General features: G+C 61.2%; 12 protein-coding genes. 8 read left to right on the plus strand and 4 right to left on the minus strand.

Features of this window, described 5'->3' with window-relative positions:
• Window positions 1-37 precede the first annotated feature (37 nt).
• The 3 genes from N438_RS02140 to pptA all read left to right on the plus strand — a co-directional run bounded on the left by N438_RS02140 (window position 38) and on the right by pptA (window position 2,041).
• Window positions 38-1,042: a LacI family DNA-binding transcriptional regulator gene (locus N438_RS02140; protein WP_101825379.1), complete on the plus strand. Its 1,005-nt coding sequence runs from the start codon at window positions 38-40 to the stop codon at window positions 1,040-1,042.
• A gap of 83 nt (window positions 1,043-1,125) precedes the next feature.
• Window positions 1,126-1,743, plus strand: a complete 618-nt coding sequence (locus N438_RS02145; RefSeq protein WP_008804715.1) for a glutathione S-transferase family protein — start codon at window positions 1,126-1,128, stop codon at window positions 1,741-1,743.
• Window positions 1,744-1,813: 70 nt separating this feature from the next.
• A complete protein-coding gene (gene pptA, locus N438_RS02150; protein ID WP_002906690.1) occupies window positions 1,814-2,041 on the plus strand; it encodes a tautomerase PptA in 228 nt (75 codons plus the stop codon).
• Window positions 2,042-2,080: 39 nt separating this feature from the next.
• On the opposite strand, the gene N438_RS02155 is transcribed toward pptA, so the two are convergent.
• Genes N438_RS02155 through N438_RS02165 form a run of 3 tightly spaced genes read right to left on the minus strand, consistent with a single transcriptional unit; the run spans window position 2,081 to window position 6,702 of the window.
• Window positions 2,081-3,691 carry a carbohydrate porin gene (locus N438_RS02155; protein WP_116696043.1) on the minus strand — a complete coding sequence of 537 codons (1,611 nt, stop codon included), beginning with the start codon at window positions 3,689-3,691 and terminating at the stop codon, window positions 2,081-2,083.
• Between the two features lie 42 nt (window positions 3,692-3,733).
• Window positions 3,734-5,110, minus strand: coding sequence for an MFS transporter (locus N438_RS02160; protein ID WP_116696044.1), 1,377 nt, complete (start codon window positions 5,108-5,110; stop codon window positions 3,734-3,736).
• A gap of 23 nt (window positions 5,111-5,133) precedes the next feature.
• Entirely contained in the window at window positions 5,134-6,702 is a 1,569-nt protein-coding gene (locus N438_RS02165) for a family 78 glycoside hydrolase catalytic domain (protein ID WP_110197799.1), read from the minus strand.
• Window positions 6,703-6,906: 204 nt separating this feature from the next.
• On the opposite strand from N438_RS02165, the gene N438_RS02170 reads away from it, so the two are divergent.
• Window positions 6,907-7,731 carry a helix-turn-helix domain-containing protein gene (locus N438_RS02170; protein WP_008804719.1) on the plus strand — a complete coding sequence of 275 codons (825 nt, stop codon included), beginning with the start codon at window positions 6,907-6,909 and terminating at the stop codon, window positions 7,729-7,731.
• A gap of 57 nt (window positions 7,732-7,788) precedes the next feature.
• Here the strand turns inward: N438_RS02170 and N438_RS02175 are convergent, their stop codons facing one another.
• Entirely contained in the window at window positions 7,789-8,370 is a 582-nt protein-coding gene (locus N438_RS02175) for a flavin reductase family protein (protein ID WP_004151228.1), read from the minus strand.
• 211 nt (window positions 8,371-8,581) lie between these two features.
• On the opposite strand from N438_RS02175, the gene N438_RS02180 reads away from it, so the two are divergent.
• From N438_RS02180 to nhoA, 4 genes are all read left to right on the plus strand, one after another.
• On the plus strand, window positions 8,582-9,286 hold the full coding sequence (locus tag N438_RS02180) for an ABC transporter ATP-binding protein (protein WP_012541582.1): 705 nt from the start codon (window positions 8,582-8,584) through the stop codon (window positions 9,284-9,286).
• On the plus strand, window positions 9,283-10,251 hold the full coding sequence (locus N438_RS02185) for an ABC transporter substrate-binding protein (protein ID WP_008804721.1): 969 nt from the start codon (window positions 9,283-9,285) through the stop codon (window positions 10,249-10,251). Before N438_RS02180 ends, N438_RS02185 begins: the two co-directional genes overlap by 4 nt.
• A 58-nt stretch (window positions 10,252-10,309) precedes the next feature.
• The gene (locus N438_RS02190; RefSeq protein WP_116696045.1) at window positions 10,310-11,965 is read left to right on the plus strand and encodes an iron ABC transporter permease; all 1,656 of its coding nucleotides are present in this window, start codon (window positions 10,310-10,312) and stop codon (window positions 11,963-11,965) included.
• A gap of 76 nt (window positions 11,966-12,041) precedes the next feature.
• Window positions 12,042-12,887: an N-hydroxyarylamine O-acetyltransferase gene (nhoA, locus tag N438_RS02195; protein ID WP_008804723.1), complete on the plus strand. Its 846-nt coding sequence runs from the start codon at window positions 12,042-12,044 to the stop codon at window positions 12,885-12,887.
• Window positions 12,888-13,037 lie beyond the last annotated feature (150 nt).

The raw sequence follows: 13,037 nt of genomic DNA on the forward strand, positions 1-13,037 counted from the left end.
ATGCCCACAGAAAACGACTTAACACAGGGGCTTAGCCGTGAAAAGCAAAAAACCGACGCGGGCGCCGACGCTGGAGGATGTGGCTCGCAGCGCCGGGTTGTCGCCGATGACGGTCAGTCGGGCGCTGAATACGCCCCAGCTGGTCAGGCCAAAAACGGTAGAGAAAGTGATGCAGGCTGTGCAGGCGACGGGCTATATCCCCAATGCGCTGGCCGGCGGCCTCGCCTCCAGGCGCAGCAAGCTGGTGGCGGTCGTGGTACCGCAAATCAATAACAATATGTTTGTCGATACCATCCAGGCGCTGAGCGATACCCTGGCGGCGCGCGGCTACCATATGCTGCTGTGCGTGGCGGGCTATGACCGGCAGACCGAGGCCGAGCTGGTCTCTACCTTGCTTTCGCGGCGCCCTGATGGCGTGGTGTTAACCGGCATCCAGCATGCGCCGCTGTTAAAGAAAACGATTCTTAACGCCGCCACGCCGGTGGTGGAAATCTGGGATCTCACCCCGACGCCGCTGGATATGCTGGTCGGTTTTTCCCATGAAAAAGTGGGCGAAACCATTGGCGAGTATGTGCTGGAGAAAGGCTACCAGCGACCAGGCCTGCTGTGGGCGGGCGATGCGCGCGCGATGTTGCGTAAGCAGGGGCTCTGTGCCCGACTGGCTAAAAAAGGGCTGGACGATGCGCCTCAGGTTGAAGTGCCGCTCCCGGCGTCGCTGGCGCTGGGGCGGCGCGGTCTGGCGGAGCTGCTCGCCGCCGGCGAGTTTGATGTGATCATCTGCAGCTCAGACACCCTCGCCCAGGGGGCGATTATGGAAGCCGAAAGCCGGGGGCTACGCGTACCGCAGGATCTGGCGGTGATCGGTTTTGGCGATCTGGATTTCGCCGCCAGCAATCGTCCGGCTATCACTACCGTCAGCGTCGACCGTCATGCCATCGGTGAACGGGCCGCTACGCTGCTGGCTGACCGCATCGAAGGGGGAGAAGACAGCGGGGTGATTATAGATATCGGCTTTCAGCTGGTGGCACGAGAATCGGCGTAGGCCTGCCTTTTCAGTGCATGGTGTGCCGGGTGGGTGAGCGGCGAATTTCTGCCTACACTTAGGCTTTACCCTGGAGGCAGACCATGATTACCGTTTATGGCGTGCCGGGATGGGGCTCGACGATTAGCGAGCTGATGCTCTCCCTGGCCGATATTCCCTACGAGGTGGTTGACGTGGAGGGCTTTGACCAGCCCGGTCCGGCGCGCGAGCGTCTGCGGCAGATTAATCCGCTGTGCCAGGTGCCCACCCTGAGGCTGGCCGACGGGAGCATCATGACCGAAACCGCCGCCATCGCGCTGATGATCCTCGATCAGCGTCCCGATCTGGCCCCCGCGCCGGGGACGCCGCAGCGTCAACAGTTCCAGCGTCTGCTGGTCTGGCTGGTGGCCAACGTCTATCCTACCTTTACCTATGCCGATTATCCGGAACGCTGGGCGCCCGCCGCCGCGGAGCAGCTGGTGGAGAATTGTCGCCAGTACCGGAAAAATCTCTATCTCTGGTTCGAACAGCAGCTGGCTGCCGGGCCGTGGGCGCTGGGCTCGTCGGTAACGTTGCTGGATTGCTATATCGCGGCGATGTACAGCTGGGGGCCGCGACAGGCGTGGTTTGACGACCACGCGCCAAAATTCGCCGCCATCGCCCGGGCGGTCTGTCAGCGACCGGAACTGGCCGCGGCGCTACGCCGTAACAAGCTGATTTAACGCACGCGATGGCAACCAGAACGGCCATTCTGTGGTAGCGTTATGGCTCTGACCACAAGGAGTCTTTGCTATGCCGCATGTAGATATTAAATGTTTTCCCCGTGAACTGACTGACGAACAAAAAACCGCGCTGGCCGCCGACATCACAGAGGTGCTGATCCGCCATCTGAACAGCAAAGAGAGCGCCGTCAGCGTCGCGCTGACTCAGGTTGAGCCGGACGCGTGGCAGGCGGTGTGGGACAGTGAGATCGCCCCGCAGATGGCGCAGCTGATAAAGAAGCCGGGTTATAGCATGTAATTGCCACTGGCGGGCATGATGCCCGCCAGTGACGCTCGGTCAGAACCAAATCTCCGTCTGCACGCCGAAGTTCCATGTCCCGCCAGCGGTAAAGCCTTTGCTGCCGAAATCATCGTTGATCGCATAACGATCCAGGTCTTTATCCCAGTTCATCCACGTGACAAAGAAACGTATCTCCGGCCGCGCTTTGATATCAAACACATCGCCCACTTTAAAGGTGGGGGCGAAGGTCAGCTTGTAGAAATCACCGCGGACCGCCTGATACTGATAAACGTTGTCATTATAGCGATAGCTGCGCCCGTTCGGATTGAGATCCATATACTGCCACGAGGCCTCATACAGCAGGGCGAAGTGAGCGGAGATCCCTTGCGATACCCGCAGGTTAAATGTCGCCCAGTCGTAGCGGTCGCCGTCGCGATAGCGGTCTTCGCTGTGCTGGGCTATCACCGACGGCGCCAGCTGCCAGTTTTTCCCCAGCGGCAGGATCCCGTACGACGCAAAGCGCAGGGAGGCCGCGTTCTCGGTCAGGTCGCCATCGCTCCCCGGCTGACGCGCTTCGGCGCCCAGCCCGACGCCGTACTGCAGGGCGCTTTCCGACACCCCCGGCGCCAGGCCGTAGAACTGCTGTTTGTCGTGGAGGGCCAGCATCGCGTAGTAGCCGTTTTTGGCGGTGTTATCGCTGCGCAGGGCATAGCTCCCGGTGGTCGAGGTATTATCTTTCAGGTCATCGTTGCCCTGGGCGGTCATCACCGTGGTCATCAGCTGCCAGTTGCCGTAAAAATGGTTGGCGGTGAACAGCAGATTCTGGATGTCATTATCCGCGTAATTATCGCTGCCAAGGTCGCCGAAGTTACGCGCATACACCGAATAATCGCCGCGCAGGCCGCTTCCCAAGTCGACATCGTTGATCCCGCCGCCGGTACCGCCGAGGAACATAATGTCGCTATCGGTAAAGTGGATATCGAAGTTATCCCGATCGAAGCGCTTGCCGGCCCAAATCGAGGCGCGTTTTAACGGTCCGGTGAACTCGGCGAAGTCGCCCATCTCGACGTACAGCTGACGAATGTTCAGATGGTGGCTGTCGTTGTCCTGAACCCACGGATCCGGGTTGGTGGCCCCGTCGGCGAGCATGGTCTTAAAGCGCGCCCATGAGCCATCGTTGAAGGTGAGCTTTTTGCCAAAGCTCAGCTCAGCGTAATTATCTTTTTCGTTGCCGAGACGACCGACGTGGGCATCGCCGTTGAGCGAACTGGCCGGGGAGATGCCTGGCCCGCCGCGGGCGCCTTTGCCGTGGCTGTTGACTAACATTCCGGAACGGGCGTAGGCGTTAAAGGTAAAGCCATCGTCCGGGGCGCGCTTCGCCAGCTGTTCGCTCAGTTGCTGATTGGTAGCCTGCTGTTTTTGTTCGCGAGCCGTGGTCTGTTGGCTGAGCGCCTGCACCTGCTGCTCCGCCGCCGCCGCGCGCTGTTCGGCGGCGGCGGTTTGCTGTTCTGCCCGCTGCGCGCGGCGGCTGGCTTCGCTGGCCTGCTGTTCGGCGAGATTGAGGCGCGCTTCAAGTTGCGCCAGCCGTTGTTCGACGCTCAACCCGGCGGCGCTGGTGAGTGGAAAAAGGGCGCAGCAAACCGCTGCGCTAATCACAGAGATACGCATAAAAGTCCTTAATTTATCCAGAGGTTAAAGCAGCGGGGCGCCTTACATGGCGGGGGATTCTCCGGTGGCCGGGGCTGGCGAGGCGCCGCGTCCGGCATCGAGGTCGGCACGGATCTGCTCATAGTGATCGTCGAGGCGGTAGAAGCGGCCCATCCACAGCATCGAGGCGAGGATCAACAGCGCCGGAATGTACAGATAGCAGGCCTTGATGGCCAACAGGGCGCTGTCGCTTTGCGCCTGGTTGGCGATATAGCCGCCGGAGGAGAGCAGTGCCCCGGTGATCGCCCCGGCGCCGGCCATCGCCACCTTGCCGAGAAAGCCGTTTATCGAGGTCAGGATACCCGCGGTATTAATGCCGGTTTTCCACACGCCGTAATCCACCGGGTCGGCCTGCATCGAGAAATAGATAGCCGTGCGCTGACCGGCGCCAAGGGAGAGGATCACCGCCCCGACGATCAGCCCCAGCGCGTAGGTGCCAGACAGCATCATCATCCCCATCCCGAGCAGATTGACCGCGCTGGCCACCAGATAGACATGACGTTTTTTCATGCGTCGGGCCAGCAGCGGGACGGTGAGGGTGCCGAGCAGGGGAACGAAGGTGGAGATCCCGGCGATAACCGCCGTCAGCTCGGTATTCCCGACGTAATAGTGGAAGAAGTACACCAGCGCTCCGGTCTGAAAGAAGAATGCCCCCCACATCAGAAAGATATTGCTGGCGAAGATCCACCACGGACGATTGGCGCGCAGGCTAATCCAGGCGCGATTCAGGGTCATGCGCTCCCCGCTGAGGATGATCTTTTCTTCGACGTTGCGAAAGCTCACCAGCAGGAAAAAGGCCGCCAGTACGCCAAAAATCACCGCGGTATAGAGGAACCCCTGCTGCTGGTCGCCTTTGCCCAGCATGCCGACCAGCGGCAGGGTGGCCACGGCGACGATGGTGGCCCCGAGGGATCCCAGCAGAATACGTACCGCCGACAGCGTGGTGCGCTCTGCGGAATCACTGGTTAAAAACGGCAGCATGGCGCAGAACGGAATGTTCACCAGGGTGTAGAGGAACGACAGACACAGATAGGTGATAAAGGCGTACAGCAGTTTGCCGGTGGTGCCGAAATCCGGCACATAGAAGGCCAGAATACACAGCAGACCAAAAGGCAGGGCACCAATCAGCAGCCAGGGACGGCAGCGCCCCCAGCGGGTGGCGGTATTGTCGATCACCAGCCCCATCAACACGTCGGCCACGCCATCCACCAGCCGGGTAACCAGGAACATCAGCCCAACGTAATAGGCCGGGAGGCCCATCACGTCGGTGTAAAAGAACATCAGATACAGAGAGATCATCTGCCACACAAGGTTGCAGGAGAGATCGGCAATGCCATAGCCAAGGCGCTGCCGCCACAGGGTAAACGTTGTTTCTGCCATAAATCACTCGCTTATCGTTGTTGTTAAAGTCCGTACTGGCGAATAAACCAGGCCGGGGTACAGCTCCACGCATGGCAGTAACTGTTAATGAGCTTACTGCCATACGGGGAAAAGTCAGGATGCTGTGGGTCGAAAATTTCCCAGAAGGTGTCGGCGCCGTAGTCAACCATCGCTCCCCAGTAGGCTTTGATCTCCGCCACCGCCTCCTCGCGCAGGCCGCACTGCAGCAGGGCGACAATGTGATGATGGCGCAAGTACGGGGTATTCATGGCAATGGCGGGCGGCTGTTGCTGCAGGCGGCGCATCAGCGCTTGCCGCTGCCCGGCGGTGCCAACCTCCGCCAGTACCAGCCAGATCTGCGACGCCCATGAGACCTGGCGCGCGGCGCCGCTGATAAACACCTGCCGCTCGCTATCCCACAGGTGGCGGAGGGCGGCCTCTTTCAGCTGCGCGAGCGTAGCGGTGTAGTCGGCTACCCGCTGCGGTTCAAAACGCTGCGCCAGCCAGAGGGCACGCTGCAGGCAGTAGATAAGCACCCCCTGCGCCGACGCCTGTTTATTCAGCTCTGCCTGCCAGTCGATAAATACCCACCAGTCATCGCTGTCGCGCACCAGACCGTGGGGATCGCAGCGGGTCAGCGCCAGCTCGATTTGCCGCCGCGCCGTGGGCCACAGCTCACCGACGGTTTCCGTGTCGCCGGTGCTTCGCAGGTAGTTATAAAGTACGTCGATAAAAAATAATGAATAATCAAAGAGAAAGGTGTCATCGGCGCGCACATCAGGCTGGACAAAGACATTGGCGGAGACCATGCCGTCTTCCCGGGTATGGCCGGCAAACAAGTACAGGCAGCGGCGGACCAGATCGTGGTGGCCGAAGGTCACGTCATTGACCAACGCCTGCAGGCGCAGGTCGCCGAGCCACAGCCGACGGTCGCGTTTCGGCCCATCCTCAAATACCTCCTGCATGCAGTTTTGCAGGGTGCGAACCGCGACGCTATCAATGGCTTTCAACTGCGGATCGGCGATGACCGCCGGTTGCGGGCTGCCGGCTGAGGTAACGGTTTCCAGGGCTATCTCATCGAACTGCAGACGAAATTTGCGCGACAGCGCTTTGACCTCCACCTTCAGGTAGCGCAGGCAGTAGCGACGCGGCAGGTCAACCCGGGCGGGCAGGACGTCGAGCCACAGATCCTGTTGCTGCAACCAGCTACTGCTCAGCCACCCCTGGTACTCGCTGAACGGCTCGCAGACTTCGCTCAGCGTTTCGCCGAAGGTGAAGTGCAGATGGGCCGGGGCATCCGGCGGGCTGCCGACGCTGCGGCAGCTGAACTGCAGGTAGCCAACAAAATGGCTGCCAAAATCAATGATGATGCTGTCGCCGACGCGAAGCGGCTGCTGATAAAACTGCTCAGGCGTGCAGACGGTGTGTCCCCGCCAGCCGTTCAGCGCCGCCGGATCGGCGACGGCCTCGACGATGGCCTGCGGCGCCTGGCGCTGACGATGTAGCGCGGGCGTCAGGGCGGCCGCACGCTGTAATAAATGCGGATGGCGGGTCATCGCCACACTGGAATTGTATTGAATTGCCTGTGACATACTGCGTCCTCTCCATTAGGTTAGGCGCAGCATAGGCCGTCGTCTGGCGGCGCCACCACTCTGGCAATGCCAAACCGTCAGTGAAAATGGCAGGAATAATGAGGTGGGGGCGCTGGCGATCACAAATCCGCACATCGGGCGCGTGGCGAAGGTCGGAATAGATTATCGTGCCCCTGCGCACCAGGCTGTTCAGGATTTGCTGTAATGATGACACTGACCGTTGAGTATTATTTCACCCATCCCCAGGATAAGCTCGGCATGTACGCCAGCGACCCGGAAGATAATAGCCAGGAGCATGGCCACGAGTTTGCTGAGCTGGTGATCGTCGAGGAGGGGCATGGATTACACGTTATTAATGGCCGCCCGCTGTACATCCAGCAGGGCGATGTATTTTACGTCCAGCCTGGCGATGTCCACTATTATGATGAACTGGGGACGCTGAAGCTGATTAATGTCTTAATTAATCCGGCGGTGGCCTTTCGCTATTTACAGCAGATGGAAGGATTGCTGCAGCAATTATCGGCGCAGCGCGCCGCCTGCTATGGCTGGCTGGCGCCGGAGACCCGCAGCTATTGTCGGGAACTGGTGGAAAAGATATTTTCCCCGGCGCTGAGGGCGGCGGATAATACCCCGCAACGGGAGTCTCTCTTTTTCCAGCTGGTGACCACCATTCTCACAGCCGAGTCGGAAGCCGAATATAGCAGCACCCGCTATAAACTGCATAAATTACTCACCTGGCTGCAGGAGCACTGTTTCGAAGAACATAACTGGCAGCAACTGGCGGAGCAATTTCATCTCACCACCCGCACGGCGTTTCGCCATATTAAAGAGGCCACGGGCTTAACGCCGGATAATTATCTGAAACGTCTGCGACTGGTCTCCGCGCGGGTCAAATTACGTGAAACGGAGATGTCCATTACCGAAGTGGCTTATCTGTGCGGCTTCGCCAACAGCAACCACTTTACCACTCTGTATAAAAAAGTGTTTGGCCTGACCCCCAGCGCCGATCGCCGCCGCCCTCCGGGTTGAAAAGGGAGGGCCGCAGGCCGGGCAGGGGAAAAATCTGCCACCCGCGGCAGGTCACGCTTATTCGTCGAGGGAGTTTGCCCGCACATGACGACCGCTGGCGACAAAATTGCCGGTGCCAAGATGATGCAGGGTATTGAGCTTATCGTCGTCGAACTGCCAGCGTCCGGTGACGAACGCGCGTTCATCGGCGGCGGCAGACACCACCTCCCCGAACAGGGTGTCGTACTGGGTCTGGGCCGCCGTCGCCGGCAGCAGGCGGCACTCCATCCATGCCAGACACTTCTCCTCGATCAGCGGCAACCCCAGCTCCGGACCGGTCACTACCGGGATCCCCCAGGCATTGAATTTGTCCTCATCGCGGCCGCTGACGCTGCCGACGGCGTAGGTCCAGCTGGCGGCGGCGACGCCGGGAACCACAATGCCGAAGGTGCCGTTGCGCTCGATGATCTCCCGCGTCCAGGTGCTTTTATCCACCACGATAGCCACCCGCGGCGGGGCGAATTCCACCGGCATTGACCAGGCGGCGGCCATGACGTTGCGCCGGTCAGACGGGGCATCGTAGCTGGTGATCAAAATGGTCGGGCCGTGGTTGAGCAGGCGGCTGGCGTACTGCAGTTCAACGTGGCGAAAGCGGCTCATAGGCGTTCCTTGAATAATGGGTCGGTTGGCAGGTAACACGTTAAGCCGCAATGAAAATGTAATCAATACGTCATCTCGTCTGACTATAGTCGCCAGCACTAAGTCCCAAAGAGGATCACAATATGTTGGCTCCCCTGATGTTATCCCAGGTGAGCGTGCCCCGTCGGATGTCGGCCGCCGGGCAGGTCTCGCTGTCCCGAAAGGGAGGGCGATGATGCGCACGCTGACCCCTATCACCCTGCAGGAGGTCTCTTTTGCCTTCGCAGAGACTCCCGTTCTTGACCGTTTCTCGTTGCATATCGAACCCGGCCGCATCGTGGCGCTACTGGGTCCGTCCGGCTGCGGCAAAAGCACTTTGCTGCGTCTGCTGGCCGGGCTGAGCGTGCCGGCCAGCGGCGAAATCCGCTTTGGCGACAGGCTGGTCGCCCGCGCAGGATGGGGATTGCCCCCGGAGCAGCGCGATATCGGCATGGTTTTTCAGGATTACGCCCTCTGGCCGCATATGAGCGTGGCGCAGAACGTCGCCTTTCCGCTGCGCATGCGCGGCGTCTCCCGTAGCGAACGCGAGCGCCGGGTGAGCGAGGCGCTGGCGCGGGTAGGCCTCAACGGTTTCGCCGAACGTAAACCCTCTGGTCTTTCTGGCGGTCAGCAGCAGCGGGTGGCGCTGGCGCGGGCGATCGTCGCCGCGCCGCGGGTGCTGCTGTTTGATGAACCGCTCTCCAACCTGGATAGCGAACTGCGCGAATCGCTGTGCGGCGAAATGAGCCGCCTGTTGCGACAGCTCGGCATCACCGCCGTGTATGTCACCCATGATCGACGTGAAGCCGAGCTGTTAGCTGACCAGATTGTCTATTTATCCGCGGGCCGCGTGGCCGCTGTCCGCGCCGTTACGCCAACCTCAGGGGAAGTTGCATGAACACCGTTATGACCGTTAAGAAAGGAGTGGTACTCGCGATGGCTCTTTCCGCCATGATGCTCTCCAGCGCCCATGCGCTGACCGTTTACACCGCCGGACCCGGCTCGCTGGCGAAAAGCCTGGCCAGCGGTTTTGAACAACAGACCGGGGTGAAGGTGACGGTTTTCCAGGCCACCACCGGCAAAGTAATGGCCCGACTGGAGGCCGAGCAGGCCAACCCGCAGGCGGATGTGCTGATCTCCGCCTCGTGGGATACCGCCGAAGATCTGCACCAGCGGGGCTGGTTGCTGCCTTTTGCGAGCGCCAATGCCGACCAGGTACCGGCGAACCTGAAATCGGCGGACTATATCGCCCAGGGCGTCTCCGCCCTGGGCATTGTCTGGAACAGTAAAAGCGGTACCCCGGAACCGAAAGAGTGGCGGGATCTCACCCAGCCGGCGTTTAAAGACAAGGTGACAACCCCCGACCCGGCGCTCTCCGGTGCGTCGCTGGATTTGCTGATCGGGCTGCAAAACAGCATGGGCGACCAGGCCTGGCAACTGTTTGACGATCTGAAAAAGAACGGCATGGTGGTCAGCGGACCCAACGCCCAGGCGGTGACGCCGGTGATGCAGGGGGCGAAAGCGGCGGTGTTTGGCGCGGTGGATTATGTCTCCTACGGCAATATTCAGCAGGGCGAGTCGCTGAAGGTGATCTTCCCGGCCAGCGGAACAGTGATTGCCCCGCGCCCGATGATGATCCTCAAAACCAGCCAGCATGCCGACGATGCCAAAGCCTTTATCGATTATGTTCTGTCGCCGGAAGGTCAGGCGAGGGTTGCCGATGCCTGGCTGATGCCCGCCCGCCGCGACGTGGCGGCCAAACGTCCGTTACTGGACGCGCTGAAGGTGCTGCCCACCACCAGCGAAGGCAGCAGCGAACGGGGCGCCGTGCTCGCCCGCTTCAGTCAGCTGTACGCGCAGTAATTGCTCCTGTTCCTCCGGCGCTGGCCGCCGGGGGACCCCTCAGCTTCAGGAACCGGTTGTGAAACAAACATTCCTTTCCGGCGCGACCCTCGCCGCCCTGGTGATGCTGGTCGCGTTGCCGTTAGTATTTATTCTGCTGCAGGCGATTTTTCCCCATTTTAGCGCCGGTTCGCTCGGGGACGCCTTTGGCGGCGTCTCAGTGCTGCTGGCCGATCCCCAGTTACCGGCGATGCTCGGCGGTACGCTGTGGATCGCCGCCGGCGTGGCGCTGGTCAGCGTAATGATTGGCCTGCCGCTCGGCATCCTGCGCGGTATGTTTTCGCTGCCGCTGCCCCGACTGTGGGATCTCCTGTTTTTGATCCCCTTTCTGACGCCGCCCTATATCTCGGCGCTCTCCTGGATGCTGGCCCTGCAAAGCCAGGGCTATCTGCAGCAGCTGACCGGCTGGCAATTGAACGATCTGCTGTTCAGCCGCAGCGGTATCGTGCTGGTGATGACCTTTAATATTTTCCCGGTGGTGTACTTTGCCGTCTCCCGCAGCCTGCTGGCGAGCGGGACCCGGCTGGCGGTGGTCGCCCGCGTCCATGGCGCCAGCGCCTGGCGCGCCTTCTGGCACGTGACACTGCCGATGCTCTCCCCGGCGCTGGCGGCGGGCACGCTGTTGGCGTTTACCCTCGCTATCGAGGAGTTTGGTGTACCGGCGGCGCTGGGCAGCCGGGCGGGAGTGGTGATGCTGACGGTCGGTATTGAGAAAAAGCTGGCCGACTGGCCGGTGGACCTTACCGGCGCCGCGCTGCTGTCGCTGCTGTTGATGGCGGTGGCGTTGTTCGCCTGGTGGCTGCAAAAGCGGCTGGTGGGGGAGAAAGAGGTCACCAGCGTCACCGGCAAGCCGGGAGAAAACCGCGGGGCATCGCTGGGCTGGATGACGCTGCCCGCCGTGCTGATAATGGCGGCCGTCGGCGGCCTGGCGGTCGGCGTCCCCGCCGCCTCGATGATACTCACCAGCGTGATGGGCACGCTCTCAGGGGGCGTGAGTGTTGAGAATGTCACGCTACGTCACTTCGCGGCGCTGTTTGACCAGCAGGGGGATGCCCTGTCGGCCCTCGGCACCAGCCTGTCGCTGGCCCTGGGCTCGGCGCTGATTGTCGGCGCGCTGGGCCTGCTGGCCGCCTGGCTGGTGATGGTGCAGAAGATTAAAGGGCGCGGGATGGTGGACGCGCTGTCGCTGATGCCGGCGGCGCTGCCGGGCGTGGTGGTAGGCGTCGGTTTGATCCTGCTGTGGAATCAGCCCTTCTGGCCGCGCTCGCCCTATAACACGCTGTGGATGTTGCTGCTCTCCTATTGCTGCCTGCTGTTGCCCTGGCCGGTGCGCTATGTCGGCAGCGCGCTGCGCCAGCTGGGCCCCAATCTTGAGCCCGCCGCCCGGGTGCACGGGGCGTCGCCACTGCAGGCGCTGCGGTTGATTGTTCTGCCGCTGGTCTTTCCGGCGCTGCTGGCGGCGATGCTGATGGTGTTCGCGGTGGCCTCCCGGGAGCTGGTGACCTCGCTGCTGCTCTCTCCGGCCGGTACGCAAACCGTGGCGGTGTTTATCTGGCGCCAGTTCGAACAGGGCTCCGTCGGTCAGGGCATGGCGATGGCCAGCCTGACGCTGTTGACCGGTCTGGTCCTGATGCTGACGGCGCTGGCGCTGATGCAGCGCAGCACGCGCGGTTAACGACAAGCGCACAAAAAAGACGGTCGGCGCGGAAAAATAGGCTATAAATGTCGGACACCTACAGCTGGAGGCCTTGATGAGTCCCTTTTTACGCGCCTATTTTTCCCGTCTGGGCTGGACGGGTGAGCCTGATGTATCCATTGATACCCTGCGGGAATTGCATCTGCAGCATAACAGCGCCATCCCCTTTGAAAACCTCGACGTCCTGCTGCCGCGTGAGATCCACCTTGACGATCGGGCGCTGGAAGAGAAGCTGATCGCTGCCCGCCGCGGGGGGTATTGTTTTGAACAGAATGGCCTGCTGGAGCGCGCGCTGCGCGAGATAGGCTTTAATGTCCGCAGCCTGCTGGGCCGCGTGGTGCTGGCCAATCCGCCGCAGATGCCGCCGCGTACTCACCGTTTATTGCTGGTGGAAGTGGCGGGCGAGCGCTGGATCGCCGACGTCGGCTTCGGCGGCCAGACGCTGACCGCGCCGATCAAACTGCTGGCCGATATCCCCCAGCAAACGCCGCACGGTAGCTATCGTCTGGTGCATGAGGGCGATGAGTGGACGCTGCAGTTCAACCATCACGAACACTGGCAGTCGATGTACCATTTCGATTTAGGCCGGCAGTATGCGTCTGATTATGTGATGGGTAACTTCTGGTCGGCGCACTGGCCGCAGTCCCACTTCCGTCACCATCTGCTGATGTGCCGTCATCTGCCGGACGGCGGCAAAATGACCCTCACCAATTTCCACTTTACCCACTGGGAGAATAACCACGTGGTGGAGAAGATCGATTTTGCCGATGTCTCCGCGCTGTATGAAGCGCTGCAGACCCGCTTCGGGCTGGGCGTGGACGATCCTAAACATGGCTTTAGCGAAGCGGCGCTGGCGGCGGTAATGGCGGCGTTCGATACCCATCCGGAAGCCGGGAAGTAAATTTCCTGATACCCGGTGGCGCTGCGCTGACCGGGCCTGAGGGAAAGCTATCGAATGAAGATAGAAGCGTTTTGTAGGCCGGATAAGGCGTAGCCGCTATCCGGCAAACTAACGGCGCAACGGGGTCAATGGCCTCCGCCAACAGTCAGT

The organism is Klebsiella sp. GL120222-02, assembly GCF_003097195.1.
Classification (GTDB): Bacteria; Pseudomonadota; Gammaproteobacteria; order Enterobacterales; family Enterobacteriaceae; genus Klebsiella; species Klebsiella variicola.